The 26,493-nt window shown below is 70.1% G+C and carries 23 protein-coding genes, 1 tRNA gene and 2 pseudogenes; 13 read left to right on the top strand and 13 right to left on the bottom strand.

From position 1 onward, the window contains the following. The first annotated feature begins 201 nt into the window (after positions 1-201). The 5 genes from ACIRP2_RS02000 to ACIRP2_RS01980 all read left to right on the top strand — a co-directional run bounded on the left by ACIRP2_RS02000 (position 202) and on the right by ACIRP2_RS01980 (position 5,332). Positions 202-1,746 (top strand): sugar ABC transporter ATP-binding protein, encoded by a 1,545-nt coding sequence (locus tag ACIRP2_RS02000; protein WP_404245575.1) that lies wholly within the window; start codon positions 202-204, stop codon positions 1,744-1,746. Next, on the top strand, positions 1,743-2,798 hold the full coding sequence (locus ACIRP2_RS01995) for an ABC transporter permease (protein ID WP_404245573.1): 1,056 nt from the start codon (positions 1,743-1,745) through the stop codon (positions 2,796-2,798). The genes ACIRP2_RS02000 and ACIRP2_RS01995 overlap by 4 nt, the downstream gene beginning before the upstream one ends. Beyond that, positions 2,782-3,843: an ABC transporter permease gene (locus ACIRP2_RS01990; RefSeq protein WP_404245571.1), complete on the top strand. Its 1,062-nt coding sequence runs from the start codon at positions 2,782-2,784 to the stop codon at positions 3,841-3,843. Before ACIRP2_RS01995 ends, ACIRP2_RS01990 begins: the two co-directional genes overlap by 17 nt. Before the next feature lie 67 nt (positions 3,844-3,910). Then, positions 3,911-4,996, top strand: a complete 1,086-nt coding sequence (gene rhaS / locus ACIRP2_RS01985) for a rhamnose ABC transporter substrate-binding protein (protein ID WP_404245569.1) — start codon at positions 3,911-3,913, stop codon at positions 4,994-4,996. Positions 4,997-5,017: 21 nt separating this feature from the next. Then, positions 5,018-5,332 carry an L-rhamnose mutarotase gene (locus ACIRP2_RS01980; RefSeq protein ID WP_404245567.1) on the top strand — a complete coding sequence of 105 codons (315 nt, stop codon included), beginning with the start codon at positions 5,018-5,020 and terminating at the stop codon, positions 5,330-5,332. Between the two features lie 64 nt (positions 5,333-5,396). On the opposite strand, the gene ACIRP2_RS01975 is transcribed toward ACIRP2_RS01980, so the two are convergent. From ACIRP2_RS01975 to ACIRP2_RS01960, 4 genes are all read right to left on the bottom strand, one after another. Continuing rightward, positions 5,397-5,846 carry a DUF1772 domain-containing protein gene (locus ACIRP2_RS01975; RefSeq protein ID WP_404245565.1) on the bottom strand — a complete coding sequence of 150 codons (450 nt, stop codon included), beginning with the start codon at positions 5,844-5,846 and terminating at the stop codon, positions 5,397-5,399. Between the two features lie 136 nt (positions 5,847-5,982). Next, on the bottom strand, positions 5,983-7,569 hold the full coding sequence (locus ACIRP2_RS01970) for a von Willebrand factor type A domain-containing protein (RefSeq protein ID WP_404245563.1): 1,587 nt from the start codon (positions 7,567-7,569) through the stop codon (positions 5,983-5,985). Between the two features lie 133 nt (positions 7,570-7,702). Beyond that, positions 7,703-8,578, bottom strand: a complete 876-nt coding sequence (locus tag ACIRP2_RS01965) for an ABC transporter permease (RefSeq protein WP_404245561.1) — start codon at positions 8,576-8,578, stop codon at positions 7,703-7,705. Next, complete coding sequence (locus ACIRP2_RS01960) at positions 8,575-11,274, bottom strand: alpha/beta fold hydrolase (protein ID WP_404245559.1); 2,700 nt, start codon at positions 11,272-11,274, stop codon at positions 8,575-8,577. Before ACIRP2_RS01960 ends, ACIRP2_RS01965 begins: the two co-directional genes overlap by 4 nt. A 205-nt stretch (positions 11,275-11,479) precedes the next feature. On the opposite strand from ACIRP2_RS01960, the gene ACIRP2_RS01955 reads away from it, so the two are divergent. Beyond that, the gene (locus tag ACIRP2_RS01955; RefSeq protein WP_404245557.1) at positions 11,480-12,046 is read left to right on the top strand and encodes an AAA family ATPase; all 567 of its coding nucleotides are present in this window, start codon (positions 11,480-11,482) and stop codon (positions 12,044-12,046) included. A gap of 66 nt (positions 12,047-12,112) precedes the next feature. Here the strand turns inward: ACIRP2_RS01955 and ACIRP2_RS01950 are convergent, their stop codons facing one another. The 4 genes and pseudogenes from ACIRP2_RS01950 to ACIRP2_RS01935 form a co-directional block, all read right to left on the bottom strand. After that, positions 12,113-12,835 (bottom strand): DUF981 domain-containing protein, encoded by a 723-nt coding sequence (locus tag ACIRP2_RS01950; RefSeq protein WP_404245555.1) that lies wholly within the window; start codon positions 12,833-12,835, stop codon positions 12,113-12,115. A 68-nt stretch (positions 12,836-12,903) separates the two neighbouring features. Next, a pseudogene (locus ACIRP2_RS01945) lies at positions 12,904-13,359 on the bottom strand (DUF4291 domain-containing protein); the annotation flags it as partial. Between the two features lie 78 nt (positions 13,360-13,437). Beyond that, the gene (locus tag ACIRP2_RS01940) at positions 13,438-14,655 is read right to left on the bottom strand and encodes a PP2C family protein-serine/threonine phosphatase (protein ID WP_404247127.1); all 1,218 of its coding nucleotides are present in this window, start codon (positions 14,653-14,655) and stop codon (positions 13,438-13,440) included. 215 nt (positions 14,656-14,870) lie between these two features. Continuing rightward, positions 14,871-15,026, bottom strand: a pseudogene (locus ACIRP2_RS01935) (DUF4291 family protein); the annotation flags it as partial. 188 nt (positions 15,027-15,214) lie between these two features. Between ACIRP2_RS01935 and ACIRP2_RS01930 the strand changes: the two are divergent. Beyond that, positions 15,215-15,631 (top strand): ArsR/SmtB family transcription factor, encoded by a 417-nt coding sequence (locus ACIRP2_RS01930; RefSeq protein WP_404245553.1) that lies wholly within the window; start codon positions 15,215-15,217, stop codon positions 15,629-15,631. Between the two features lie 48 nt (positions 15,632-15,679). Here the strand turns inward: ACIRP2_RS01930 and ACIRP2_RS01925 are convergent, their stop codons facing one another. Further along, on the bottom strand, positions 15,680-17,062 hold the full coding sequence (locus ACIRP2_RS01925) for a nitrate/sulfonate/bicarbonate ABC transporter ATP-binding protein (protein ID WP_404245551.1): 1,383 nt from the start codon (positions 17,060-17,062) through the stop codon (positions 15,680-15,682). Positions 17,063-17,101: 39 nt separating this feature from the next. Continuing rightward, a complete protein-coding gene (locus ACIRP2_RS01920; RefSeq protein WP_404245549.1) occupies positions 17,102-18,856 on the bottom strand; it encodes an ABC transporter permease in 1,755 nt (584 codons plus the stop codon). Between the two features lie 545 nt (positions 18,857-19,401). Here ACIRP2_RS01920 and ACIRP2_RS01915 point away from each other — a divergent pair. The 6 genes from ACIRP2_RS01915 (at position 19,402) to ACIRP2_RS01890 (ending at position 22,840) form a co-directional block, all read left to right on the top strand. Beyond that, positions 19,402-19,566: a hypothetical protein gene (locus tag ACIRP2_RS01915; protein ID WP_404245547.1), complete on the top strand. Its 165-nt coding sequence runs from the start codon at positions 19,402-19,404 to the stop codon at positions 19,564-19,566. Between the two features lie 384 nt (positions 19,567-19,950). After that, a complete protein-coding gene (locus ACIRP2_RS01910) occupies positions 19,951-20,877 on the top strand; it encodes a helix-turn-helix domain-containing protein (RefSeq protein WP_404245545.1) in 927 nt (308 codons plus the stop codon). Next, positions 20,874-21,296, top strand: coding sequence for a hypothetical protein (locus ACIRP2_RS01905; RefSeq protein WP_351080467.1), 423 nt, complete (start codon positions 20,874-20,876; stop codon positions 21,294-21,296). The genes ACIRP2_RS01910 and ACIRP2_RS01905 overlap by 4 nt, the downstream gene beginning before the upstream one ends. Before the next feature lie 119 nt (positions 21,297-21,415). Beyond that, positions 21,416-21,506 (top strand) — tRNA-OTHER (locus ACIRP2_RS01900). Between the two features lie 117 nt (positions 21,507-21,623). Next, positions 21,624-22,625, top strand: a complete 1,002-nt coding sequence (locus tag ACIRP2_RS01895) for a bifunctional lysylphosphatidylglycerol flippase/synthetase MprF (RefSeq protein WP_404245543.1) — start codon at positions 21,624-21,626, stop codon at positions 22,623-22,625. Positions 22,626-22,672: 47 nt separating this feature from the next. After that, a complete protein-coding gene (locus ACIRP2_RS01890) occupies positions 22,673-22,840 on the top strand; it encodes an ABC transporter ATP-binding protein (protein WP_404245541.1) in 168 nt (55 codons plus the stop codon). A gap of 271 nt (positions 22,841-23,111) precedes the next feature. On the opposite strand, the gene ACIRP2_RS01885 is transcribed toward ACIRP2_RS01890, so the two are convergent. From ACIRP2_RS01885 to ACIRP2_RS01875, 3 genes are all read right to left on the bottom strand, one after another. Continuing rightward, positions 23,112-24,233, bottom strand: a complete 1,122-nt coding sequence (locus ACIRP2_RS01885) for an FkbM family methyltransferase (protein WP_404245539.1) — start codon at positions 24,231-24,233, stop codon at positions 23,112-23,114. Positions 24,234-24,306: 73 nt separating this feature from the next. Beyond that, positions 24,307-25,125, bottom strand: a complete 819-nt coding sequence (locus ACIRP2_RS01880) for a BTAD domain-containing putative transcriptional regulator (protein WP_404245537.1) — start codon at positions 25,123-25,125, stop codon at positions 24,307-24,309. A 316-nt stretch (positions 25,126-25,441) separates the two neighbouring features. Next, positions 25,442-26,491, bottom strand: a complete 1,050-nt coding sequence (locus ACIRP2_RS01875) for a fatty acid desaturase family protein (protein WP_376209627.1) — start codon at positions 26,489-26,491, stop codon at positions 25,442-25,444. Positions 26,492-26,493 lie beyond the last annotated feature (2 nt).

Here is a 26,493-nt window from a genome sequence, read left to right as displayed (position 1 = left end):
GCATCCGACGGAAGGCATGAATCGATTCATATTTCACCCGCATTCACGCCACTCCCCACCCTCGACCGCGAGAAGTTCTCGTCACCGACCCATTGACTGCATGCGCCGCCCCCCTCTAGCTTCCGAGCTGTCTTATTGAAACCTTTCATGGCGTGGGGACCACCGCGTCCCGCCGACGCATCCCGCCGCTGAGGAGCACCCATGAACCAGCCCGCCACGGGACCGTCCCCGGCCACGGACCGGGCCGCCCCGGTCCTGGCTCTGAGCGACGTGAGCAAGTCCTTCGGTGCCGTACGTGCCCTTCAGGACGTGTCCCTGTCCCTGTGCCCCGGCGAGGTCCACGCGCTCGCCGGAGAGAACGGCGCGGGCAAGTCCACCCTGATCAAGACGCTCGCCGGGGTGCATCGCCCGGACGGCGGGCAGGTGTTGCTCGACGGCCGGCCCGTCGTCCTCCACGGGCCCGCCGACGCCCGCGCCGCCGGGATCGCCGTCATCCACCAGGAGCCGACGCTCTTTCCCGACCTGTCGATCGCGGAGAACATCTTCATGGGCCGCCAGCCCCGGCGCGGACTCGGCCGGATCGACCGCCGCGCCGTGCGCGAGGCCACCGAGGGGCTGATGCGCCGGCTCGGTGTCGATCTGTCGCCCGACCGGCCGGCCCGCGGGCTCTCCATCGCCGACCAGCAGATCGTCGAGATCGCCAAGGCGCTCTCCTTCGACGCCCGGGTCCTGATCATGGACGAGCCGACGGCCGCGCTCACCGGCGCCGAGACGGCCCGGCTCTTCTCCGTCGTGCGGACACTGCGCGACGAGGGCGCGGCCGTGCTCTTCGTCTCGCACCGGCTCGACGAGATCTTCGAGCTGTGCGAGCGGGTCACGACGCTGCGCGACGGCCGTCCGATCTCCTCCGAACCGCTGGCCGGACTCACCGAGGACGATCTGGTGCGACGGATGGTCGGACGCGATCTGGAGGACCTCTATCCGAAGCAGGACGCGGCGGTCGGCGACGTCGCCCTGTCCGTCGGCCGGCTGACCCGCGAAGGTGTCTTCCGCGATGTGTCGTTCGAGGTCCGGCGCGGCGAGATCGTCGCGCTCGCCGGGCTCGTCGGCGCCGGAAGGACCGAGGTCGCCCAGGCGGTCTTCGGCGTCGACCGGGCGGACGCCGGGGAGGTGCGCGTGGCCGGCACCGTGCTGCGGCCGGGGTCACCGACCGCCGCGATGGCCGCCGGGCTGGCGCTCGTGCCCGAGGACCGTCGTCAGCGCGGGCTGGTCATGGACCTCTCCATCGAACGCAACATCGGGCTCACCGGCCTCGGCGAGGTCCGCAGGGGCGGCCTCGTCCGTCGTGCCCTGGAACACGAGAGGGCCGCCGACTGGGCCGTACGACTCCGGTTGAAGTACGACCGGCTGGCCGACGCGGTCGGCGTGCTGTCCGGCGGCAACCAGCAGAAGGTCGTGCTCGCCAAGTGGCTCGCGACCGAACCGTCCGTCCTCATCGTCGACGAGCCGACCCGTGGCATCGACGTCGGCACCAAGGCCGAAGTGCACCGGCTGCTCTCCTCGTTGGCCGCCGACGGGCTCGCGGTGCTGATGATCTCCTCCGATCTGCCCGAGGTGATCGGGATGGCCGACCGGGTACTCGTCATGCGCGAGGGCCGGCTCGTGGCCGAACTCCCGCGCGGGGGCGCCACCGAGGAGACGGTCATGGCAGCGGCGACCGGTCTGGGCGAGAGGACGGCGGCATGACCACCACCGTCGGATCCCCGCCGGACACCCGCGCCGAGGCCCCGGCCCGCAGCGCCGCCTCGCTCGTGGACGCGGTCTTCCGGGCCCGCGAGTTCTCCCTCGCCGGGGCGCTGGTCCTGCTGGTCCTGGGCACGTACTTCGCCAACCCGCGCTTCCTGTCCGACCAGGGCATCAAGGATCTGTTGCTCAACGCCTCGATCCTGGTACTGCTCGCGGTCGGTCAGTCGGCCGTCGTCATCACCCGCAACATCGATCTGTCGGTCGGCTCCGTCGTCGGCCTCTCCGCCTTCACCTGCGGGAAGTTCGTCGCCGGGACGGACCGCGGCGTGCTCACCGTGATGCTGCTCGGCGTCGCCGTCGGCGTGGTCTGCGGACTCGTCTCCGGCGCTCTGGTCAGCTTCGGCAGGGTCCCTGCGCTCGTCGTGACGCTGGGCATGCTCTACATCGTCCAGGGCGTCGACTACTGGTGGGCGCAGGGCGACCAGATCGGCGCGGGCGACGTGCCGGACCGGATCCTGCGGCTCGGCAGCGGCAGCGTCCTCGGCGTGCCGTATCTGCCGCTGATCGCCCTGGTGCTGCTCGCCGCGACCGCGTACTTCCTGCGCGGCTACCGCTCGGGCCGGGAGCTGTACGCGATCGGTTCGAACCCGGAGGCCGCCCTGCTCGCCGGGGTGCCGATCCGCCGTCGGATCCTGGCCGCGTACGCCTTCTCCGGGTCCGTCGCGGGCTTCGCCGGGGCCCTGTGGCTGGCCCGTTTCGGCACGGTCGTCGCGGACAACGCGCACGGCTGGGAACTGACCGTCGTCAGTGCCGTCGTCGTCGGCGGCGTCGCCATCACCGGCGGCACGGGAACCGTCTGGGGCGCGGCGCTGGGCGCCCTGCTGCTCACCACCATCGGCAGCGTCCTGATCGTCCTGAAGGTCGACGCCTTCTGGCAGGGCGCCATCACCGGTGCACTGCTCCTGCTGGCCATCAGCGTCGACCGGATCGTCAACCTGCGGATGACCGCCGCCCTGAGGAAGAGGAGCGCCCGCCATGGGAACGGCGCCTGAGACGCGAGAGGCGGTGCCCGCCGGGCCGGGGGCCGCGGGGACGCCGAGGACCGGGGGCGGACCGTTGCGGAGTGCCGCCCTGCGCTGGGACACCGCGGTCGGGGTGCTCCTGGTGGTGGTCTTCGTCATCGGACTCGGCTCCACGGACGGCTTCGACTCAGCCGGGAATCTGGCCTTCGCCTTCAACGACATCGTCGAAGTCGCCGTCATCGCCCTGCCGATGACACTGCTCGTCGTCGCCGGTCAGGTCGATCTGTCCGTCGCCTCGATGCTGGGCCTGGGCAGCGCGCTCACCGGCGCGCTGTGGAACGCGGGCTGGGCGTTCGAGGCGATCGTGCCGGTCGTGCTGCTGGCGGGCGTGGCGGGAGGGCTGCTCAACGGCTGGCTGGTCACCCGGGTCGGGCTGCCTTCGCTGGCCGTCACCATCGGCACCCTGGCCCTCTACCGCGGTCTGGCGTCGGTGGCGCTCGGCAGCGACGCGGTGACGGACTTCCCGCAGAAGTACGCGGACTGGGCCGTCGACACCACCACGGTGCCGGGCACCTTCCTGACGTACCCCGTCGTGCTGTTCATCGTCCTCTCGGTCATCACGGCGATCGTGCTGCACGCCACGGCGCTGGGCCGTTCGCTGTTCGCGATCGGCGCCCAGGAGGAGGCGGCATACTTCGCGGGCATCAGGGTCAAGCGGATCAAGCTGCTGCTGTTCGTCGTGGCCGGGCTGTTCGCCTCGTTCGCCGGTGTCGTCTTCACCCTTCGGTACGGCAGTGCCCGCGCCGACAACGGCCTCGGATTCGAAATGCTCGTCATCGCTTCCGTGCTGCTCGGAGGCATCGACTTCGACGGCGGAAGGGGAACGCTCTTCGGCGCGGTCGCCGGGGTGCTGCTGATCGGGATCCTGAAGAACCTGCTGACACTCAATGACGTGGCCAACGAGGTGCAGGTGATCGTGACCGGTCTGCTGCTCGTGGCGTCCGTCCTCACGCCCCGGGTGATCTCCTCCGTCGTCGAACGGCGGCACCGGCGCGCCGCGAACGCGCGGTCCTGACACCCTCGTTCCTCTCCCCGCACCGCTCCGAAAGCCCCCGTACCTCGTCGAAAGGCATATCGCCGCCATGATGCTCCGCAATGCCGCCGGGCGCCGCGCCGTCGCGACCGCCGCCACCGCCGTCTCGCTCGCTCTCGCCCTCTGCGCCTGTTCCGGAACGACGAAGGACAGCGCGGGCAAGGACTCCGCACGGGCCGGGACCACGGCAAAGGCGGACCCGGACGCGCCGCTGAAGAAGGGCCTGAAGCTCGCCTTCCTGCCCAAGCAGATCAACAACCCGTACGAGAAGATCGTCGACGACGCGGGCATCGCGGCTGCCGGGGAGTACGGCGGGACGGGCAAGGAGGTCGGCCCGTCCGACGCCAGTGCCTCCTCGCAGGTCAGTTACATCAACACACTGATCCAGCAGCGCCAGGACGCGATCCTGGTCGCGGCCAACGACCCGAACGCGGTGTGCGGCCCGCTGAAGCAGGCCATGCGGAAGGGCATCAAGGTCGTCGCGTACGACTCCGACACGGCGAAGGACTGCCGCCAGCTCTTCATCAACCAGGCGAGTTCGGAGGAGATCGGCCGCAGTCTGGTCCGGCACCTCGGTGCACAGATCGGCTACAGGGGAAAGGTCGCGATCCTCTCGGCCACGCAGAACGCCACGAACCAGAACACCTGGATCGAGTTCATGAAGGACGAGCTGAAGCTGCCCAGGTACAAGGACATGCGGCTGGTGAAGGTGGCGTACGGGGACGACGCGGACCAGAAGTCGTTCCAGCAGACGCAGGGCCTGATGCAGGCGTACCCGGACCTCAAGGGCATCATCTCGCCGACCACCGTCGGCATCGCGGCCGCCGCCCGCTACCTGAGCGATTCCTCGTACAAGGGCGAGGTCGTGCTGAACGGGCTGGGCACGCCGAACCAGATGCGCAAGTACGTCAAGGACGGCACCGTCGAGCAGTTCTCGCTGTGGAACCCGCAGGAGCTGGGCTATCTCGGTTCGTACGCCGCCGCCGCGCTGGCGTCGGGGCAGATCAGCGGCGCGGAGGGCGAGAAGTTCAAGGCCGGAAGGCTCGGTGAGTACACGATCGGCAAGGACGGCGAGGTCATCCTCGGCGAGCCGACCGTCTTCGACCGGAAGAACATCGACACGTTCGACTTCTGAGCGGACGGAGGGGCCCGCACGATGCAGCGCGTCTGCTTTCTGCTCCACGTACGCAAGGACCGCGTCGACGAGTACCGCGAGCGCCACGCCGCGGTCTGGCCGGAGATGCTCACCGCGCTCTCCTCGGCCGGATGGCACAACTACTCACTGTTCCTGCGGGAGGACGGGCTGCTCGTCGGCTATCTGGAGACGGCGGACTTCGACGCGGCACGCGAGGCGATGGCCGCGACGGACGTCAACGAGCGGTGGCAGCGGGACATGGCGGAGTTCTTCGAGCAGCCGGAGGCGGCGGACGAGGCGATGGTCCCGCTGACCGAGGTCTTCCACCTCGCCTGACGCACGGCGGGCCGGTCCCTTCACGGGAAGGAACCGGCCCGCCGTCCTCTGCGAGGCCCCCGTCCTACGCGGCGGCCACGGCCAGCAGCGCGAACGCGGCGAGGGACAGGGCCGTCCGGATCCGGTGGAGGCTGTTCCAGCGGGACTCGAACGCCGCGCGGGCCGCGCCGTCGTCACCGCCCTCGGACTCCGCGAGCCGTTGGTTCAGCGGGATGTTCCCGGCGATCGTGATCAGGTGGCTGCCGACCGCGCAGGCCAGCGCCGCCATGGCGAGCAGTCGGCCGGTGCCGCCGTCCCCACCGACGACCGCGGCGGCCGGGAAGGCGATCACGCCGAGGAAGAGGACCAGGAAGGCCGGTCCGGGCACCTTCTCGTTGAAGCGGCGCATCGCGGCCGTGAACCGCTCGTCGGGCAGTACCGCGATGCCGGGCATGATCGCGATCAGGAACGTCAGCAGGAATCCCGCGTAGAGGCCGGTCGTGATCACGGCGAGCGCCAGAAACAGGGAGGACATGGTGCACATCATGGCGTCGGCGGGCGGGCCGCACGGCCGACTTTCGCAGGTTTGTGCGACCAGTGCCGTTCCGGTGGACCGTTCCCCGGCCCGCGAGGCCGTCCAGCGGGCCGGCACCTGCCGCCGGCTCCCCCGGTCAGTCCATCTCGCCCTCCCGCGCGCCATCGGACCCGTCACCGTCCCGGCCGCGCTTCAGCCGGTCCGCCTGTCCGATCGCGGTCGCCAGCTTCCGTACCGAATCGTCCTCGGTCGCGGATGCCAGCTCGTCCGCCCGCGTGGCGAGCTCTCCGAGGCCGGGCGCGCCCGGCAGCCCGCCGCCACGCAGGGCGTCGGAGAAGTAGGCGGCGACCGCGGTCACTTGGAGCCGCTTGCCGCCGCCGTCCCACAGCGGCCCGTCGATCGCGTCCGTCGTGACCGAACCCGTCCGCTCGTGCGGTGCCCGGGTTTCGGGGTCCAGCCAGCGCACGGTCGCGGTGGCCACATGCCCGTCGGCGCCGTCCCTGAGACGCACGGCGTAGAGCGCCGTCACCGTGTGGCCGGGGCCGACCTCTCCGCCGTCGACGCGGTCGTTGCGGAAGTCCTCGTCGGCGACCTTCCGGTTCTCGTAGCCGATCAGCTTGAACCGCTGGACGGTCCCGGGGTCGAAGGCGACCTGGGCCTTGGCGTCGCGCGCCGTCAGCCGGAGATGTGCGGGCAGCTGGTCGACGAAGACCTTCCGGGCCTGGGTCTCGTCGGCGATGTACGTGGTGTGGCCGTCGCCCTTGTCGGTCAGCTGTTCCATCAGCGCGTCGCCGTAGTCGCTGCCCACACCGACGCCGAAGAGGGTGATGCCGTACTCGCGGCGGGCGGTGCCGATGCGTTCGAGGATGGCCTCGGCATCGGTCGCACCGGTGTTGGCGAGGGCGTCGGAGAGGAGGACGACCCGGTTGTTGGCACCCTTGACGCGCCCGTGGACCGCCTCGTCGTACCCACGGCGCACGCCCGCTTCCAGGTTGGTGGAGTCGGTGGGTTCCATGGAGCCGACCCGGTCGCGGATCGTGCCGCGGTGGTCCCGCAGCCGGGTCATCGGCAGCAGTGTCCTCGCCTTGTCGCTGAAGGTGACCAGGGAGACCGAGTCGTCGTCACGGAGTTCGTCGGTGAGGATCCCCAGGGACTTCTTCACCAGGTCGAGCCGGCCCGGTTCGGCCATCGAGCCGGAGATGTCGACGACGAAGGTGAGCGCGGCGGGCGGGCGTTCGGCACGGGCGGGGGCGGCCCGGGTGGCCAGGCCGACCCGTACCAGCGACCAGCCGTCGGCGCCGGTGCGGGCCCCGTCGAGATTCACGGTGAAGCCGTTGCCGGCCGGGCGCCGGTAGCCCTGGCGGAAGCTGTTGACGAACTCCTCGGGCCGCACGGTGCCCGGCTCCGGCAGGTTGCCGTCGGCGAGGGTGCGTCGCGCGTAGCCGTACGAGGCCGTGTCGACGTCCAGGGCGAAGGTGGACAGGTAGTCGGGGGGAGCGGACTCCCGCAGCCCGTCCCGCTTCTTCGCGCCGTCACGGTCGGCGGCGCCGCCCGACGCGGCGGGTGCCGGGGCGGGTGCGCCCCGGCGGTCGGCGGCGGCATGCTGTCTCGTCGACGTGCCCGAGCACCCGGTGAGCAGCACCCCGCCCACCAGCACCCCACCGAGTGCCCGTTGCCATGCCCGTACGTGCTTCGCCGCGTACTTCCCGGTCCGGCGTTCCATTCCCAGCCCCCAACGTCGTCGTGTCGGCACTTGTGAATGTGACGTGCGAGACGGTGCCGAGGAGCAGACGAAGACGTTGCGGATGAATCTCGATGCGGCAACGGAAGCCGGGGGAATCGGCGGAATGTCGAGCTCAGGACACGATGTCCTTGCGGCTGAACCCCCGGAAGGCGAAGGCGAACAGGATCAGGGCATACGTCACCGAGATCGCCGCCCCCTTCGCCATGCCGCCCCATTCCAGATCGGGCTGGAGCGCGTCCGCCCAGGCGAACTGCCAGTGCGCGGGCAGGAATTCGCGCCAGGAGCCGAGCGCGGTGACGGCGTCCAGCACATTGCCGACGATGGTCAGTCCGACCGCGCCGCCGACCGCGCCCAGCGGGGCGTCGGTCTTCGTCGACAGCCAGAACGCCAGCCCGGCGGTGACGAGTTGGGAGACGAAGACGAACGCGACGACGAGGGCGAGGCGCGGCACGGTGGCCGAGGTCGCGAGCGCGCCGCCGGTGGGGAGTTCGAGCGGGCCCCATCCGTACGCGGCGGCTCCCGCGGCCAGTGCGACCAGCGGCAGCAGCACCATCGCGGCCAGGCTGAAGCCGAGCGCCACGACGAGCTTGCTCCACAGCAGTCTGGCCCGTGGCACGGGCGCCGCCAGCAGATAGCGCAGCGACGACCAACTGGCCTCGGAGGCGACGGTGTCCCCGCAGAACAGGGCCACCGGTACGACGAGCAGGAACCCGGCGGACACGAACAGACAGGTCGCGGCGAAGTTCGCGGCGGACGCGGTCGCGGTGTCCATCAGCGTGATCCGGTCGCCGCCGCCGCGTGAGGACGGCGTGCCGCCGATCGCGAACGCGGCGATCAGGACGAACGGCAGCGCGGCCAGGACCCCGCCCATGACCAGGGTGCGGCGCCTGCGCATCTGGCGTACCGCCTCGACGCGCAGCGGCAGGGTGCGCCGGGCGCGGTAGCCGGGGGCCTCGGCGGCCTCGGTGAGATCGGCTGCGGCACTCATGCGGAGCCTCCGGAGATCAGGGTGAGGAACGCGTCCTCCAGGCGGCGGTGGGGGCCGACAGCGGTCAATGGCACGTCCAGCCGGACCAGTTCGGCGATCAGCTCGGACGAGGTGGCGCCGTCGAGCCGGACGAGCAGCCCGCGGCCGTCGTCCGTACGGACGGCCGAGCCGATCCCCGGCAGCGCCGCCACCTTCTCCACGAGCGGTTCGGCCACGTCCTGCGCGCTGGTGACGAGCAGCATGTCGCCGGAGCCGGTGATCTCGGCGACGGGGCCCGCCTGGACGAGCCGGCCGCGGTCCATGACCACGAGGTGGGTGCAGGACTGTTCGACCTCGGAGAGGAGGTGGCTGGAGACGATGACGGTCCGGCCTCCGGCCGCGTACCGGATCATCACGTCGCGCATCTCGCGGATCTGGGGCGGGTCGAGTCCGTTGGTCGGTTCGTCGAGGATGAGCAGGTCCGGCAGGCCGAGCATGGCCTGGGCGATGGCGAGCCGTTGTCGCATGCCCTGCGAGTACGTACGGACGGCACGGGCCAGGGCGTCGCCGAGACCGGCGATCGCCAGGGCCTCCTCGATGTGCGCGTCCTCGGCGGGGCGCCCCGTGGCCTGCCAGTACAGCTCCAGGTTGGCGCGTCCGGACAGGTGCGGCAGGAAGCCCGCGCCCTCGACGAACGAGCCGACGCGCGACAGCACGGGCGCGCCCGGCCGGATGGCCTGCCCGAAGACGCGGATCTCGCCGTCGTCGGGCGTGATGAGGCCCATCAGCATGCGCAGGGTCGTGGTCTTGCCCGCTCCGTTGGGTCCGAGGAGCCCGAGCACCTGCCCCTTCTCGACCCGGAAGGACAGTTCCTTCACGGCGAATGAGGCCTCCCCTGCTCGAACGAAGCCGAGAGCTCGGGGAAGGCCGGCGGACCTGGCGTACTTCTTCGACAGACCGGTGATCTGGAGAGGCACCTCCGCGAGCGCCGGGTCGGGTGCGGGGGTGGCGGTACGGCGGCGGGCGGTGAGCAGCAGCAGGGCGGCGATCACGACGGCGCCGGCCGGGAGCCCCCAGGTCCACCGGGGCAGGGCGGACGGTGCGGTCTTCAGGGCGGGGTCGGTGGGAACGGTCAGGGGGCCGAGCGCGGTCACCTCGTACGTCGTCGGCTCGGCCGGTGAGGCGTAGCCGAGGTCGGTGGCGGAGAAGACCAGGCGGAGCCGGTGTCCCGCGTCGAACGAGTGGTCGATGGCGGGCAGGGTCAGGGTCACGGGTCCGCCCTGGCGGTCCGCGGTGATCCGGAAGGGTGCGACCAGCTGGGAGGGCAGCACCTGCTGTCTGCCGTCCGGTGAGACGTCGTACACCTTGCCGAACAGCACGGCGTCGCCGTGCCCGGCATCGACGCGGACCCGCACGGTCGGGGAGCCGGTGACGCGCAGGGCCGTGTCCAGCGGGGCCGAGTCGAAGCGGGCGAACTGTCCGGGGAAGTCGAGCGAGAGGCCGACGCCGAGGGAGGACAGCCGGGAGAGCCCGCCGCCGATGCCGGGAACGGCGGAGACCGCGGGCGGGTTGGCCCCGGCGGGGTTACGGAACGTCTGGGTCCGATGCCCGAGGTCGAAGGTCTCCGCGCCGCCGGTCAGCCCCGGGTACGTATCGCTGGTGGCCCCGCGGGTGAGTACGGTCCCGTCGGTGGAGTCGATACCGCCGGTCCGGGTGACGCGGAATCCGGGGCCGGTGTCGGCACCCTTGTCGCCCTTCAGGTAACGGTCGAACCAACCGGCGATCCGCTGGTGCACCCGGTCGGTCTCCATCTCGCCGCTGTCGTGCCCGCCGGCGATCCAGTCGACGGCGACCGGCGCGCCGTTGCCGCTGATCGCCCTGGCCATGGCGTCGGCCTGGCCGAGCGGGAAGAGGGAGTCGCTCTGGCCCTGGACGATGAGCGCGGGCACCTCGATGCGGTCGGCGACGGCGCTCGGGGAGCGCTCGGTCAGCAGCGCACGCGCGGCGGCGTCCGGCTTTCCGTCGGCGGCGACCCGTTCGTACATCGCGCAGAGCCGCTGCTCGAACTTCTGGCAGCCGCCGCCGGTGCTGATGAAGATTCCGGCCCAGAGCTTCTTGAAGACCCCGTCGGGGAACAGCGCGTCGGCCAGATTCCAGTAGGTGATCTGCGGTGCGATGGCGTCGACGCGCTTGTCGTACCCGGCGGCGAGGAGCGAGACGGCTCCGCCGTAGGAGGCCCCGGTGACCCCGACCCGCGGGTCGCCGTCCGCGTCGAGCTCCACCTCGGGCCGGTCCGCCAGCCAGTCGATCAGCCGGGACACGTCCTCGACCTCGCGGTCGGGGGCGTTGAGCGAGATCTTTCCGCCCGACTTCCCGAACCCGCGGGCGGACCAGGTCAGCACGGCGTAGCCGGCACCGGCCAACTGCTCGGCCTGCGCCCGCACATCGTTCTTGCTGCCGCCGAACCCGTGCCCGATCAGCACGGCCGGCCGGCGTTCCGTGCCCCCGGTGGTGAAGTACGAGGTGTCGATGGACACCCCGTCCATCCGCATCATCCGGTCCTGGCGGTGCACGGCGGGCCCGCCGTCGTCGGCCGCGGCGGTCCAGATCCCCGCACCGGCCAGCACGGCGAGCGCCGCGAGTGCCGCGGCCCATCGGCCGCGTTTACGGGGCGGCGGTCGCCACCACCGGGACGTACGCGCATCAGGGGTCTCCATGGTTCCCGACCCTAAGCGGACGGCCGCCTCGTGCGGGCGGCCGCCAGGGGGAACTCTCCCGCCTCCTTGCGGCGTACGGCATCCGTCCGCCGTACTCCGTACGCGGTATGCCGCGAGGCTCGGGCGGGCGCGTTCGGGCGGCCCCGCCCGGCGCGCCCGCGCACATCGGATCGCGGTGGACCGCGTGGGCTGGCACCCTGCCGACATGAATCACGCAGAGGTACTGCTCATCGGCGGGCGCGCGGGCGTAGGCAAGTCGACGGTGGCCTGGGAGGTCTCGGCGCAACTACGGGCCGTCGAGGCGGCGCACGCGGTGGTGGAGGGCGATCTGATGGGCCAGGTCCATCCCGCGCCGGAGGGCGATCCGCACCGGGCGGAAATCACCGAACGCAACCTGACGGCGGTCTGGTCCAACTTCGCGGACCTCGGCTACCGCCGCCTGATCTACACGAACACGGTGAGCGTGCTGCCGGAGTCGGCGGCGATGTTCGAGCGTGCGATGGGTGCGGACGTGCGGATCGTCCGGGTCCTGCTCACCGCCTCCGACACCACGACGTACGGCCGGCTCGCGGGGCGCGAGATCGGTTCGGAGCTCGACCGCGAGGTGGCGAACAGCGTCCGCAAGGCCCGTCTCCTGGACGAGCGTTCACCGGCGGACACGGTCCGGCTGGCGACGGACGGCAGGAAGGTCACGGACATCGCGCGCGAGGTGGTGGCCGTGACGGGGTGGGCGAATCCGGCGGGCACGGGCGGGACGGTGCTGTCGCCGTGAAGGCACCGCCGCGCAGACCCCTGCTCGCTCCCCGCCGCCCGCTGTCCGAGCGGCATCGGGGTCTCCTCACATGGTGTTGACGATGAGTCCGATGTGGGTGAAGTAGTTCAACCCTCCGAAGAACAGGAAAGCCAGTCCGGCCAGCCCCCAGACAACCCCGACGACCGGGCTCATCCAGCCTCTGGGCCGACGCAGCACGAACGGGAACAGGAGCGCGCCGATGCCCACCAGGACGTAGAGCCCGGACATGAAGCTCGCTTCCAGCATCGGCCACTTCGCGAACTCCCCGGAGATGGGTTCCTCCGGCGGCGCGGCGAAGAGGGTGTACTTCCAGCCCGCGGCGGCGATCCCGAAACAGGCGAGCCCGAGGCCGAACACGAAGACGGAGATGGGCGAGGCGACGCGGGCCGTGCGGACGATGCGATCGGCACTGTTGAGTTCGGCGCCGCGTTTCCAGAGGTAGAAGCTCGCGGCGAGAAGGAAGACGCCGAAGGCGAGTGCCGGCTCGCCGAAGATGACGTTGTCGAACGGGAAGCCCTGTCCGGCCAGCGGCCAGGTCAGGGTCATGTGGAGGCCGGTGGTCACCAGGGTGAAGCCGATGGCCCCGAAGGCCAGCACCCAGCCGTCGGGGGTGATGGCGCGTCCGGGCGTGAGGAGCTGACGCCCCAGCACCACCACGAGCAACAGCCCGGCACCGGCGGCCACCGACATGATCGTGTTGTACGTCGGCATCCTGGTCCAGTCGATCTTCAGACCGGTTGCCGCCAGGGAGATGACATGGGGGATCATATGCGGAGCGTATCGCCGTATATGTTATTTATCGGGCATTAACCCTTCCGTCGGATTCACGGGTCAGATCACGGCCCCACGGGAAGCGGGGCGTCGGGCGACGGATACGGCGACTCGGGCGGCAGGAGTTCCGCCGCGTCGTCGAGCCGCCCGGCCGACACCCGCTCATGGATCCGCCGGGCGAGCGGGGTGACGTCGGTGATGGACACCGTCCACTCGTCCGCGTAACGCCGTGCCGCCTCGCAGGAGAGCCCGAGCTGGAGGGAGCGGTACGGGAGCCGGTCCAGACGGAGGTCGCGCTCGGGGTCCCACTGGACGCGAGCCGGGCTCCGGCGCAGGCCACGCCGCCAGGCGGCCCGGTCGGGGTGGACTCCCCTCACGCAGTGGGACAGTTCGGAGCCGGCCAGGGCCCAGTCGAAGCCCTCGCGAGTGATCTCGACCGCCAGCACGGTCTCCTGGCCCTCCTTCACGGCCCGGCCGCAGCGGTACATCATCCACAGGAAGCTCGGCTTGATCCAGGTCAAGCAGCGCTCACAGCCCTTTCTGTGACTGGCACATACGGCGCGACGCCGGGTTGGCGACCGTTTGGACGCAACACCGCGTCACTGGTGCTGCGGGCGCCATTCGAAGAGCAGGATGGTGACGTCGTCCCGCAGTTGGTTGCCCTGGTAGTCGAGGATGGCGTGGATGAGCAGCCGCAGCACCTCAGCCGGGCGCTGTCTGACGGCGTTGGCGCGAATGATGAAGTCGGTGAACCGGTCGAGGCCGAACTCCGCACCGTCCGCGTCGCGAGCCTCCACCACACCGTCGGTGTAGAGCAGGACGCAGTCGCCCGGTTCCAGGGTCGCCTCGTGGACCTGCCGGGCTGTCGGGGCGAGTGGGCCGACCAGGCCGATCGGCGGCTGCGGGGGTCTGTCCAGCGCCCTGGCGAGCACCCGCTCGGAACGGATCAGCAGCGGTGGGGGGTGACCGCAATTGACCCAGCGCAGCACCCCGGTCTCGGCGTCGAGCCGACACAGCACGCCGGTGCAGAACTGGTCGGGCAGCCACTGGGCGAGCGCCTGGTCGACGGAATCGACGACGTCGACCAGGCCGCCACCACTCCGGCGGGCGTTGCGCGCCGCCGCCATGGCAACCGACGTGGTCAGGCCGGCGGTCAGATCGTGACCCATGGAGTCGAGGATCATGGTGTGCAGCACGTTCTTGACCACCGAGTGGTCGAAGGCGTCGCCGGCGATGTCGTACGCCGGTTCCAGGACCGCGGTCGATACACACCTGCCGCTGCCGACGGTGTGGGGTGGCAGAAAGGCCCGCAGCATCTCGGCGGGCAACCCCATGGCCGAGGCGCGGGTGCGGGCGGCGAGCCAGTCGCTGTAGGCCCGCTTGGAGGTGATCAGCATGGCGAACAGGTGGGCCAGCATCCGGCTGCGGCGCATCCGCACCTCGTCGAGCGAGGCCGCCCGCGCCGCCAGCACGCCCAGCCGCTCCGAACCGTCGACCAGCGGAATCCAGACGATCGAGCCGTCGTCGGCCGCGGCCATCCGCGGGGAGACCGTGCGATACGCCCAGCCGGCCGGCGAGTGGTCCACCAGCAGCGGATCCACGGCCTCGTCGAGTGGGATGAGCAGCCGTTGCTGCAGGTCGACGAGGTAGATCGACGCGGTGTCCAGGCCGAGGGCCGAGGCGCACCGGTTCGCCAGGGCGGGCAGTTCGACCGGCAGGGCAGTCTGCGCCTCGATGATCAGCTCTTCCAGCCGATTCTCGTCAACGGCGGTGTCGGGACCGGAGGACACGTGCGGTGGGTCCGACACGGGGATCACCCCTTCCGTGCCCAGTCTCACACCGATCCCGTCCTCTCTCACGTCAGGCAAGCCCGCGGCGAGGGCGAGAGCGGCGACCAGAGCGCTCAGCTGAGCTCGACCAGGCACACCTCATGCTCGTCATGGACTACGGCATGGAAGTGGAGTAGATCATCCGCAATGGGGTCCGGACGACTGCCAGCGACCTTGATGCGGTCTGTGGAACGCGGCTTGATGATCCATGTCCTGCGGTCGCGCTTCCAGACGTCCGGGAAGCGCCCGTCGCGCGCGGCGGGACGGCCGATGCGCGGGGCGTACGCCTGGTAGACGGTGATGGTCGTATCCGTGTACTGGGCGCGGATCTCGTGCTGCGGCCTGGTCGGGGCGGTCATGACCCCATCACAGCATCGGCCGGCCGGGTGCGGCGAGCGAGTTACCGCGCCGCGCGCGGCAGCCGGGCCCCCGACCGCCGGGACCTCCGAGCTCTCGCGGCCCGGTGCGCCCCGCGCGGGCCCGACCGGGGCCCGTGGGCCGCCACCGTGATCCGGCAGTCTGCGGAACCAGCGGTTACGCTATTTGCATGGGAACGCAAGTTACGCCGTGGGACGCGGCCGGTGCCGACCGAGTGGTGGCGGTGCTGAAGGCGGTGGCCGATCCGACGCGCTACCGGCTGCTGTGGACGTTGAGCCAGCGAGAGCTGCCGGTGAGCACGCTCGCGAACCTGCTGGGCGCGCACGTCGCGGCGACCTCCCAGCATCTGGCGAGGCTGCGGTCGGCCGGTCTGGTCACGTCCCGGCGCGAGGGCACCCGCATCTTCTACCGGGCGGCCGGGACACACGTGCGGGCACTGCTGGAGGAGGCGTCGCTGGTGGTGGACGAGACCGAGCGTGCGGCCGGTTCCGCGGGCCCGCAGGAGGCCCCGGACGCGACCGCGCAGGAGCAGCCGGCCCGGATCCGTCCGGTACCGGCCCGGCTCCGGCCGGCGACCGGGCAGTAGACGCACCGTCCGGGCGCCCCGCACCGGTGAACCCTTGCGCTCACGGCATCAAGGGCTGTCCTCGTCGAGGTGGTACTCCTGCGGCTCGGCGTCGTAGGAGTACAGCTCGGCGTAACGGCCCCAGTCGGTGGCCACCTCCAGCTGCCGGGTGACCTGCTCGCTGGTGAAGTGGTGGGCCAGGACGTCGCGGAAGAATCCGGCGCGCAGGGTGCCGTCCGGGTTCTGCCGCAGGCTGGTGGTGATCAGCCTCACCAGGGGGGCACCGAGGGCGGCCTCGGCGAAGAGGGTCTTGGACTGCTGGACATCGGCTCCCGCGTAGGCGGTGCCGATGTCGGTGAGGAGCAGGTCGTCGCCGCTGATCTTCGCGAAGCCGAGCAGATCGAGGGCGTCGACCAGCGGCAGGATGTCGTCGATCTCCAGGCCGAGGCGGTCGGCGAGGTCGGCGAGATCGCAGCTGCCGCCCCGGTGCAGCACCATTTCGGCGAGACCGGACAGACCGTCGACACCGGCTGTGGGCAGGGGGGTGTTGGCGGCCGTACGCCGGTCCGGCCCGACGCCTTCGGGGCGGCCGGGCAGCCGGGTCTCCTTGGGGCGTCCGGTCATCGTGCGGTAGACGCGGTCGATGAGCTCGTCGAAGGCGGCGGAGTTGCGATCGCGCGGGCGGTCCAGGCCGACCTCGAAGGTTTCCCGGATGGTGCCGTAGGGGCGGGAGCCGAGTACGACGATCCGGTCGGCCATCAGGACCGCCTCCTCGATGTTGTGGGTGACCAGCACGATGGCACGGGTGGGGAACTGGCCCGACTCCCACAGCTCCATCAGCTCGCCGCGCAGATTCTCCGCGGTCAGCACGTCCAGGGCGGAGAACGGCTCGTCCATCATCAGGACGTCGGGCTCGACGACCAGGGCGCGGGCGAAGCCGACCCGCTGGCGCATGCCACCGGACAGCTCCTTCGGGTAGGCGGACTCGAAGCCGTCCAGACCGATCAGGTCGATGGCCTGCAGTGCGGCATCGGCACGCCGGTCGGCGGGTACGTTCCGGGCTTCCAGGCCGAGTTCGACGTTCTGCTGCACGGTGAGCCAGGGCAGCAGGGCGAATGTCTGGAAGACCATCGCGGTACCGGGATTGGCGCCGGTCAGGGGCTCGCCGCGGTAGGTGGCCGTGCCGGAGCTGGGCGGAACGAGGCCGGCCAGGCACCGCAGCAGGGTGGACTTGCCGGAGCCCGACTTGCCGAGCAGGGCGACGATCTCCCCGGCACGGACCTTCAGGTCGATGCCGCCCAGGACGGGGAGCTCGCCGTCGGCACCCGCGTAGGACTTGGTGAGGCCGATGGTCTCCAGCAGGATTTCGCCGTCGGCGGGCCGCGAGGACTCGGCGGTGCGAGGGGCGGCGGAGCGGTGGACGCGCAGGTTGCGCAGCGTGTTGAGAACCATGAGGGGGCTCCAGGGAATTCGTGGAGGGTACGGGAGAGTTCAGAGGGCGTAGCGGGTCTCCGCCAGCCGGTACAGGCGGCGCCACACCAGGCGGTTGAGCGCGACGACGTACAGGCTCATCACCGCGACCCCGGCCAGCAGATGCGGGAAGTCGCCGCTCTCGGTGGCCTGGGCGATGTACGCGCCCAGACCGGTGGCGGTGAGCGTGGTGGTGCCGAAGGTGACGACCTCGGCGACGATGGAGGCGTTCCACGCGCCGCCGGAGGCGGTGATGCCGCCGGTCACGTACGCCGGGAAGATTCCGGGGACGATCAGCCGCTTCCAGCGCTGCATGCCGCGTACTCCCAGGTCGTCCATGGCTTCGCGCAGGTCGCTGGGGATCGACATGGCACCGGCGATGGCATTGAAGAGGATGTACCACTGGGCGCCCAGCGCCATCAGCAGGATGCCGCCGACGTCGATGGACAGTCCCGTCCTGAGGAAGAACCAGACCGCGAGCGGAAAGAGGAAGTTGGCGGGGAAGCTGGCCAGGATCTGGACAAGGGGCTGGGCGATGCGCGTCAGCTTCGGCGAGAAGCCGATCCATACCCCGATCGGCACCCAGATCACCGTCGCGACCACCACGAGGACGACGACCCGGGCGAGGGTGGCAAGGCCCAGCAGCAGCGGTTCACCGAAGACCCCGAGTCCCGTGCGGTCGTGGAGATAGCGGCCGAGATCGAACAGGCCCCACGCGATCAGCCCGCCCGCCAGCAGCGCGAAGACGAGGTCGGCGGTGCGTCGCCGTGCCGTGTCGATGACCAGTGGCTGGTCATCGGTCCCGAAGATCCGGCCCGCACGGTTGATGACCTGCCCGGCCGGACGCAGTGCCCGGCCCAGCAGATGAGGCCAGTTGGAGCGGCGCAGGAAGTCCAGCACGACGGAGCGCTGCACCTCGGTGGCTTCGGACTGCTCGTTCTTGAACCGCTCGGCCCACGCGGTCAGCGGGCGCCAGAACAGGAAGTTCACGCCGATGACCACGACGGCCATGGTGGCGATCGCCCAGCCGACCCTGCCCAGGTCGCCGTCGACGATCGCGGCACCGGCGTAGGACCCGACGCCGGGCAGCGCGTAGTTCTTGTTGTTGACGCTGATCGCCTCGGACGCCACGAGGAAGAACCAGCCGCCGCCGAAACTCATCATGCCGTTCCACACCAGGCCGATCGCGCCGGACGGCAGTTCCACCTTCCAGAACCGCATCCACCGGGTGAAGCGGAACGAGCGGGAGAGCTCGTCGAGTTCACGAGGCAGCGAGATCAGCGAGTGGTAGAAGCCGAACGTCATGTTCCACGCCTGCGAGGTGAAGATCGCGAAGATCGACGCGCACTCCAGGCCCAGCATCGAACCGGGGAACAGCGCGATGAACCCGGTCACCGCAACGGTCAGAAAGCCCAGCACCGGCACCGACTGCAGGATGTCCAGTGCCGGGATCAGGATCCGCTCGAGCCGTCGGCTCTTGGCCGCCGCATAGGCGTAGACGAAGGTGAAGACGGTGGCGGCGGCGAGCGCGAAGAACATGCGCAGCAGGCTGCGCGCCGCGTCGTAGGGCAGCCGCGAGGGGTCGGTGTCCACCTCCACCGACTGGTTGGGGTGGAAGGAGACCGTGGTTCCCTGCCCGACGCGCAGCGTCACGTAGAGCAGGACCAGTACAGCGGCGGCGACCACCAGATCCACCCAGGACAGGCGCGGCCTGCGCCCGGGAAGAGGGGCCGGCAGTGCCGTGCGTGAGGGGGCATGGTCCGTGCGGAACGACATCACAAATGACCTCCGCCCACACTGTGCGCATGCCGCCGCACCCCCTTCCCGCGAACGGCACGCCGCGGGAACGAGGCAGGACGGACCCGCCGGTGTGGAGCAACAGAAGGGTGGAACACGCTCGGGGCAACAGTCGCCGCGGCATCACGCAAGCGCGTGCCGGGAGCGTGTGGGGACGGAGAGCGTCAGTGGCTGCCCAGGGGGCAGCTCGGACTGGGAGGGTCTGCACCCATGGCTGCCTCCCTTCGTGATGCGGTTCCGCCTCGGCGCAGGGCGCACCGGGGTCCGACGTGAGAAGTGTGCCGCTTATTGCGTCGATACGCAAATAAGGAAGTCGCCGCCGGGCGGGGCGGCAGCGGTGACGGTCGCGCGCATGCCCCGGGGCCGGTCGCACCCCGTCGGGTCAGCCGCGTCGGCCGGCGGTCGTGTCATCGGCGGCGGCTTACATTCGTCATACGGACCCCGGTACACGCGGCCCTGCCGGGCGACGGGGCCCGGCGGCCAGTCTGTACGTATCGGGAGCGGGGCCGCGAAGGCGCCCGCCGGTGTGGGGCGCGGCGCTGCTGGGTGAGTGCGTCGTGCGGACCGTGGGCGCGTACACGGTCCCGGTGGACACGATGGTGTGGCTCGGCACGGTGGTCATGGTGGCGACGCCGGTGTTCGCGTTCCTGGTCTCGGGGCGGGTCGGCGCCGTCCCCATGGAGCGGTGATCGCGGAGGCGGTCGGCGCCGGGAGGGCCGCGGACGTCGCCCGATGACACGGTGGGACCGAGAAGGGGAGCCGCTTTCGCGGCTTCCCTTTTTCTGCTGTCCCCCGGCTGATTTCCAGCCGCATTCCGACTGCTTTCCGGCCGCTTTCCGGCCGCGGCGGACGGGTCCGGCACGGACTCGCAAGCCCACCACCGCGAACAGGGCGGCTCCCGCCCGTTCCGGCCCTGGCCACGGCGGTACGAGACGGCGCGATCCGGCGGGGCGAGCAAGGAACCGGAGCCGGCGGCGCCGGGCGGGTCCGAACTCCCGCGCCCCGGCGGGCGACGATTACCTGAGAGGTAATTGAGATGGCCGTGCGGCGGTCATTACCGTCCCCGTATGGGCATGCGTTCCTCCGAAGACGACGGCGTCCTGGGGCTGCTTCTGCGTGACCTGCGGCGCCAGAAATCGCTCAGTAAGCAGATGCTTGCCGAGCGGGCCGGTTTTTCCCTGAACCACCTGAGGCGGATCGAGGCCTGCGAGCAGACCCCCGACGCCGAGACGGTTCTCCACATCGCCCAGGCGCTCGGGCTGCCGCCCGCGCACCGACAGCAACTCGTCGCCCGTGCGAACGCGGCGGGAAGGCTGCGCTGGTACGACAGCGTCCCCCCACTGCCGGATGACGTCCGCCCGGTTCTGGAGAAGGTGCTGACCGGTCATGAACCGTATCCGGCCATGGTCACCGACAGTTGCTGGAACATCGTGGCTCTCAATCACACGATGGAAATGCTGATGAGCGATGTCCCGGCCCACCTCCTGGCACCCGCCAATTTCCTCCGCATCATTCTTCACCCGGATGGACTGGCGCCGCACCTGACCAATCTCGCCCAGGTTCGATACCACGTCATACGCATGCTCCGACGCTGGAGCGAAATCACCGGGGACGCCCGCCTGCGCGAATTGGAAGCGTCCATAGAAGGTCTTCCGGAGGCGCGGGACGCGAAATTGACCGCCTCCGAGGAGGAGGAATTCACCGATTCCGGCGAGGCGGACCGGCTGCTTCTCCCCATCGAACTGAACCGGGAGGGGCGCCTCCTGACCTTCTTCCACATCGTCACCTCGTTCGGGGAGCGCCCCGGCACCCTGTTCTCCGACCTCCCCTGCGGTCCGCTGAGCGGCATCGCACTCGAATCGTTCCTTCCGGCGAACACCGAGACCCGGGTCCTCCTCGGTTCACCCACCCCGGTGCTCCCCGACGCCGGGGGCACGGCCGGCTCCACCCTGCACACACCTCCGGATCAGCAGCACGACAACGAAAGGAAGACCTCATGACGTCGTCCCAGAACGCGGGTACGGTCCCGGCGACGGGTGCCGCCCGTTCCGACAGCCTCCTGCGGTTCGCCCTCGTGGCGGACGTGGTCCTCACCGGCGCGAACGGCATCGGCTACCTCGCACTCGCCACGGTCCTGGACTCGTTCCTGGGAGTGCGCCTCGCGGTGCAGTACCCGGTGGGCGTGTTCCTCACGGTGTACGCCCTGTGGGTGCTGGTCGTCTCCCGCCAGGAGAACATCAACCGCGGCGCGGTCTCGGTCATCATCACCATGAACGTGGCCTGGGCCGTGCTCAGCGTCGCGACGGTCGCCATGGACTCGCTGAGCGCGACGGGCATCGGCAACGGATGGATCGTGTTCCAGGGCCTGGTGGTGGCGGCCATGGGTGCGCTCCAGTACGCGGGCCTGCGGCGCATGTGAGGGTGCGCCGGGCCGGGGCGGACCGGGCCGGCGCACCATCAGCGGGACGTCAGGGCCATGTCAGGCCCCTCTGGCAGACTCTTCACTGTGAACGGGACGGGAAACCGGACCGGGAACACGGAGAGGTGCCCGGAGTGGTTTATCGGGGACCGCGCGCAAGCAAGGTCGGGCCCGCAAAGGTCCACGCAGGTTCGAATCCTGCCCTCTCCGCAGCACGCAGCAATGGATCCGGCCCTGCACTCCACCAGGAGCAGGGCCGGATCTGTCTGACTTCCCGCTGCGCGGCGGCAGACCGCATTACCCGTCTATTCTCGTGGGGCGTGCAGGATGACTTCCAGTGTCACAGCAGACAGCATCGACTTCGACAACACGCTCCGCGCCGTGGCGGAGTTCAGCGACAATCCCAGCGCGTTCCTGGCCCTCAGCAGCGGTAATTCCCGCTTCTCACTGCCGGGTGTGCCCGGAGTGATCGTGTACCGGACCTCCGGCCCCTACCTGGTGCAGTTCGGCGGCCCCTTCTCTCCCCCGGAAGCCGCGGACCGGCTGCTCAAGGGCTTTCTGGAGTTCGCCGCCGCGCAGGACCGTCTGGTCGTGTCGGTCCAGCTCCAGCAGGCGGAGACCGGCCTGTACACCGAGCACGGCTTCACCGTGAACCAGGTGGGCGCGTCGTACGCCATCGACCTGGCCGACTTCAGCCTGCGCGGCACGCGCTTCATGCAGCTGCGGAACAAGATCGCCCGTTCGTTCCGGGCCGGGCTCACCGTGACGGAGAGCCCTCTGGCGGACTGTGCGGAGGCGGTGGCCGAGGTCGACCGCGCCTGGCTGGGCAGCAAGGGCGAGCACGCCAAGCCGCTGGAGTTCCTGGTGGGTGAACTGGGCGGCGAGGCACAGGCGTTGCGCCGTCTCTTCGTCGGCCGGATCGACGGCAAGCCCGTCGGATACATCTCCTACTCCCCCGCCCACGGCAGCCGCAGCGGCTGGCTGCACGACCTCAGCCGCCGGCTCCCGGACAAGGTGCCGGGCATCATGGAGGCCATCAACAGGACGGCCATCGACACCTTCGTCTCCGAGGGGGCCGACTGGCTGCACTTCGGGTTCACCCCGTTCACCGGGCTGGACGAGGAGTACGAAGTGCCGGGCGCCAGCAAGGGGTTCGCCTGGTTCATGCGGTGGCTGCTGGCCAATGGCGCGGCCGTGTACCCGGCTCAGACGCAGCTGGCCTACAAGCAGAAGTGGGCGCCGCTGGTGCTGCCGGAGTACGTGGCCTTCCAGGGCGAGGCCCGGCTGAGCGGACTCCTCCACATCTTCAAGGCGGCCAACGCCGTCTGAGGCGGTGCCGCATCCGTCCGATCCGATCCGAGACGTGGGAGCTTGTCATGGGACCGACACCGGAGCAGTTGGAAGCCGCCGAGGGCCGGCTGCTGAACGCCTTCTTCGGCCTGGCCGGCGACCCGGACAGTGCCGCCGCCGCCACGACGGCGGACCTGGCGCTGACGGAGCTGGACGCCCTGCTGGCCACGGCGCCCGAACGGGCCTCCGCCTGAGGAACCACCGCCGGACGGTCACCCCTCGCCGTCCGGAAGACCCCCGGGACCCACCGGTCCCGGGGGTCTTCCGCGCCGTGCGCACGGTGTCCCGCCCGGCACCCGGCCGTGCGGGCAACGACGGAGGGCGCGCACGACGGGCGACGGGCCCGACGGACCGCGGGCCCGGTGGACGGGCACGGCACAGCGCGGGCATGGCGAACAGGGGCCCGCCGGATCCGGTCCGGCGGGCCCCTGCACGATGTACGGGCGTCGGCCCGGGTCGGGTCGCTCAGTCCAGCGGCGGCAGACCGTCGACCAGCACGATCTCGTCCGGAACCGGTCCGGCGGGCCGGCGCTCGGTCAGCCAGTCGAGGATGGCCCGGGGGTCGAGGCGCGGCTTGCCGGAATCGGCCGAGGCCACCACCGGCCGGGGATCGTCCGCGTACTCGGGGCGAACCGCCTGGACGGCGTACCGACCGGTGCCGCGCAGCAGGTCCTCCTCGGCCACGGCGGCCCGGAAACCGTTCGCGGTCAGCAGGTCCGTCACGAGCTGCACCCGGCCTTCGGTCGGGGTGCCCTTCTCGTCGTGGACCTCCATGCTGATCTGCTGGATCAAGGACCAGTGGCGGTCGTCGACGCCCCGCAGGACGTCCAGCTCCGCCCGCTGCACATCGATCTTCAGCAGATCGATGCGCTCCACTCCGGTCTCCTCGATCACATCGGACAGCGCCCTCAGCCGGCAGCGCCGCTCGGTGAGTTCGAAGTCCTTCGCGACCAGGGCCTCCACCTGGGCCAGATGGTCGTCCCGCCCCGAGGCGCCGGTCTCCCGGGTGTTCGCGACGTACTGCTTGATCAGGTCGACCTCGTTGTCCAGGTCCGCGTAGTCACTGCGGCACGACATGATCGAGATGCCCGGATAGAAGTTGAAGACGATCTCCTGCTCACGGTCGGACAGCCCGAAGGGCAGCAGTCGCGCGGAGACACCGTGCCGCTCGACGTTGTTGCGCAGCACGTCGAAGACATCGGGCACCGGTTCGTAGGCGAAAACCCTGGCCGAGGGGCAACGGGCACCGACGAAGAGGCTGAACATTCCGATATTCGCGCCCACGTCGAAGACCACTGCGTCCTCGCGGAGAGTGATACCACCCTGCAAGTACGATTCGGCGGAGAATATCTCGTCGTAGAGAAAACGTGTTTCGTGCGGATTTATCTCGGCGAGTTCGCTCAGCGGCCCGGCCGGTGAGAGGTCATTCGCGTTGTCCCAGCCCTGGACGCGCGCGGTCAGCCGGCCCGCGGCCGCCCGCTCCAGTCGCACACGGGCGACGCCGGGGTAGCGCAGCATCAGATCGCGCACATCGTCGAGTTCCGTCGTCGGCGCATCCGGCGAAGTGGGCCGGTCGGGCTTCGTCACGAGAAATTCCTCCGTCATCGACAATCGCTTTCCGGGGTGCGTGGAGCGGGGAGCGGTGTGCCGGGGCGTCGGGTCAGGACGCGACCGCGGTACCGCACAGCGGGGTACGTGCCACCACGAGCCGTTCGGCGCCGCCCAGCGCCGGGTCCTGGTTGAGGATCGCCATCATGCAGCTCTTGACGCTCGGCGAGGGCTCCATCCCGAACTCCTCGACCAGGCGGCTGCGCAACTGGTTGTAGGTCTGTATGGCCTCGGCCTGACGGCCGAGCCGGTAGAGGCACACCATCAACAGCTCGAACAGCCGCTCCCGCCAGGGGGCGAGGTAGGCGAGCATCTTCAACTCGCTCACGGCCTGCGCATATCCGTCGATCGCGATGTCGAGCTGAATCCGTGTCTCCACGGCCGAGAGCCGGTTCTCCTCGAACTGGGCGGCGGCGCTCTGGCAGATCGGGCCGCCCGTGACGCCCTCCAGCGGTGCACCGTGCCAGAGCGACAGGGCCCGGTCGAACAGCTCCCTCGCGGCGACCGGATCATTCCGCATCAGCCCGCGTGCCTGTTTCGTCAGGGAGCCGAAGAGGTGGACATCCACCTCCAGCGGATCGACGTCCAGTACGTAGCTGGACGGGCGGGTGATGAGCCGCCGGCAGACGAACTCGTCGCCGAGCTCCGCGCGGAGCACCTTCCGCAGCCGGGCCACCTGGGCCTGTAATGCGTTTCCGGGCTGACTCGGTATTCCTTCCTCCCACAGCTCCTCGAAGAACTGCTCCTTGGTCACCGGCTCACCCGCCTTCAGGAGCAGCAGCGCGAGCAGTGTGCACTGACGGGCACCCCGTAAAGCGGTCAGGCCGGTTCCGCTTGTTATTCCAACTGAGCCAAGAACCCTGAATGTCACGAATCCCCCCGCGTCCAATCGTCCGTTGACCGTCGGGAAGGGCCGCCACTCGTCGAATGTAAATCGAGCATGCCCCTCGCTCGACCAACTGTGCAGGAGGCCAATTGGCAAAGTCCATTACCCACTCAGTAATTGACGCCGCACCGGGGTCGTGATAAAACCCATTCTCAGCGCGGTGTGCAAAAAAACAGCCAAGAATACCTGTGTGTCGGCCGGTACGGCGGGACGTCCGCGTACCATCCGGCACACGGGCCCGGCGGCACCCGATGCCGCGCGGCGACGCGCGGTCCGGCACCGTCGGACCCGGCCGTGACACTCACGCAGCCTGCGGTTCCGCGCCGTTGCGGGCCTCGTCGCTCACCTTCCCGAGGAAGGCGGCCACCTCGCGGTAGGACGCCCAGACCGACACCTCGCGGTACGGGATGGAGTGCTCCGCACAGTAGTCGATGACCATCGGCCGCACATGCCGAAGATTGACACGGGGCATGGCGGGGAACAGGTGATGCTCGATCTGGTAGTTCAGCCCGCCATACATGAAGTCGGTCAGCCGGCTGGACCGGATGTTCCGCGACGTCAGCACCTGACGGTGGAGCCAGTCGAGCTGGACATCGCTGCGGTAGACCACCATGCCCTTGTGGTTCGGGGCGAAGACGGCTCCCAGATACAGACCGAACACCGCCTGGTTGAGGAGCACGAACACCACGCCGGTCAGTGGTGACAGCACGGTGAACACGGCGGCCAGGCAGACCACGGCGTGCACACCGATCAGCCCGAGCTCCAGGACGGGCCGGCGCAGCCCGCCCGCACGCGCCGCCTTGAAGCCCGACGCGTGCAACCGCCAGGCCTCCTGCCCCAGCAGCACGAAGAACATCACCGACTGGAAGCGGATGACGAACCGCCGGAAGCCGCTCGTCGCCTTCGCCGGCATCTCGTCCACGTCGAAGATGACCTGACGGCGCATCGTGTCCGGGTCACGGTCGAGGTTGTTGGGGTTGCTGTGGTGCCGGTTGTGGTGGTTGATCCACCAGCCGTACGCGGTGCCCATCAGCAGATTCATGTGGATGGCACCCAGCACCTCGGAGGGCACCTTGGCCTTGCTGATCTGCTTGTGGCCCGTGTCGTGCGCGATGAAGCCGGTCTGGACGAAGGCCAGTCCCAGCACGACCGCCGTCACCAACTGCCACCAGGTGTCGCCGAACCAGAACAGGGCCGCCCAGCAGGCCCCGAACAGAACGAGGTTGGAGATTATCTTGAAGGTGAAGTAGTCCTTCCGGGGATCCATCAGCCCGGCCTGCTTGACCTGTTCGGACAGCTCCTCGAAGGAGCCTGTCGGCGAGATGGTCAGCGAGTCCTGTCGGGCAGGCATGA

It is taken from the genome of Streptomyces sp. NPDC101194 (assembly GCF_044767885.1).
Lineage (GTDB): Bacteria > Actinomycetota > Actinomycetes > Streptomycetales > Streptomycetaceae > Streptomyces.
The sequence above is the reverse complement of the archived record's forward strand: the minus strand, read 5'-3'. Positions and strand labels throughout refer to the sequence as shown.

Excerpts from the sequence above, each read along its gene's own strand:
- rhaS (WP_404245569.1), top strand. The coding sequence starts at position 3,911 with ATGATGCTCCGCAATGCCGCCGGGCGCCGCGCCGTCGCGACCGCCGCC.
- ACIRP2_RS01975 (WP_404245565.1), bottom strand. The coding sequence starts at position 5,846 with ATGTCCTCCCTGTTTCTGGCGCTCGCCGTGATCACGACCGGCCTCTAC.
- ACIRP2_RS01970 (WP_404245563.1), bottom strand. The coding sequence starts at position 7,569 with ATGGAACGCCGGACCGGGAAGTACGCGGCGAAGCACGTACGGGCATGG.
- ACIRP2_RS01990 (WP_404245571.1), top strand. The coding sequence starts at position 2,782 with ATGGGAACGGCGCCTGAGACGCGAGAGGCGGTGCCCGCCGGGCCGGGG.
- ACIRP2_RS01910 (WP_404245545.1), top strand. The coding sequence starts at position 19,951 with ATGCGTTCCTCCGAAGACGACGGCGTCCTGGGGCTGCTTCTGCGTGAC.
- ACIRP2_RS01925 (WP_404245551.1), bottom strand. The coding sequence starts at position 17,062 with ATGGTTCTCAACACGCTGCGCAACCTGCGCGTCCACCGCTCCGCCGCC.
- ACIRP2_RS01950 (WP_404245555.1), bottom strand. The coding sequence starts at position 12,835 with ATGATCCCCCATGTCATCTCCCTGGCGGCAACCGGTCTGAAGATCGAC.
- ACIRP2_RS01875 (WP_376209627.1), bottom strand. The coding sequence starts at position 26,491 with ATGCCTGCCCGACAGGACTCGCTGACCATCTCGCCGACAGGCTCCTTC.
- ACIRP2_RS01955 (WP_404245557.1), top strand. The coding sequence starts at position 11,480 with ATGAATCACGCAGAGGTACTGCTCATCGGCGGGCGCGCGGGCGTAGGC.
- ACIRP2_RS01920 (WP_404245549.1), bottom strand. The coding sequence starts at position 18,856 with ATGTCGTTCCGCACGGACCATGCCCCCTCACGCACGGCACTGCCGGCC.
- ACIRP2_RS01895 (WP_404245543.1), top strand. The coding sequence starts at position 21,624 with ATGACTTCCAGTGTCACAGCAGACAGCATCGACTTCGACAACACGCTC.
- ACIRP2_RS02000 (WP_404245575.1), top strand. The coding sequence starts at position 202 with ATGAACCAGCCCGCCACGGGACCGTCCCCGGCCACGGACCGGGCCGCC.
- ACIRP2_RS01930 (WP_404245553.1), top strand. The coding sequence starts at position 15,215 with ATGGGAACGCAAGTTACGCCGTGGGACGCGGCCGGTGCCGACCGAGTG.
- ACIRP2_RS01965 (WP_404245561.1), bottom strand. The coding sequence starts at position 8,578 with ATGAGTGCCGCAGCCGATCTCACCGAGGCCGCCGAGGCCCCCGGCTAC.
- ACIRP2_RS01960 (WP_404245559.1), bottom strand. The coding sequence starts at position 11,274 with ATGGAGACCCCTGATGCGCGTACGTCCCGGTGGTGGCGACCGCCGCCC.
- ACIRP2_RS01905 (WP_351080467.1), top strand. The coding sequence starts at position 20,874 with ATGACGTCGTCCCAGAACGCGGGTACGGTCCCGGCGACGGGTGCCGCC.
- ACIRP2_RS01980 (WP_404245567.1), top strand. The coding sequence starts at position 5,018 with ATGCAGCGCGTCTGCTTTCTGCTCCACGTACGCAAGGACCGCGTCGAC.
- ACIRP2_RS01995 (WP_404245573.1), top strand. The coding sequence starts at position 1,743 with ATGACCACCACCGTCGGATCCCCGCCGGACACCCGCGCCGAGGCCCCG.
- ACIRP2_RS01890 (WP_404245541.1), top strand. The coding sequence starts at position 22,673 with ATGGGACCGACACCGGAGCAGTTGGAAGCCGCCGAGGGCCGGCTGCTG.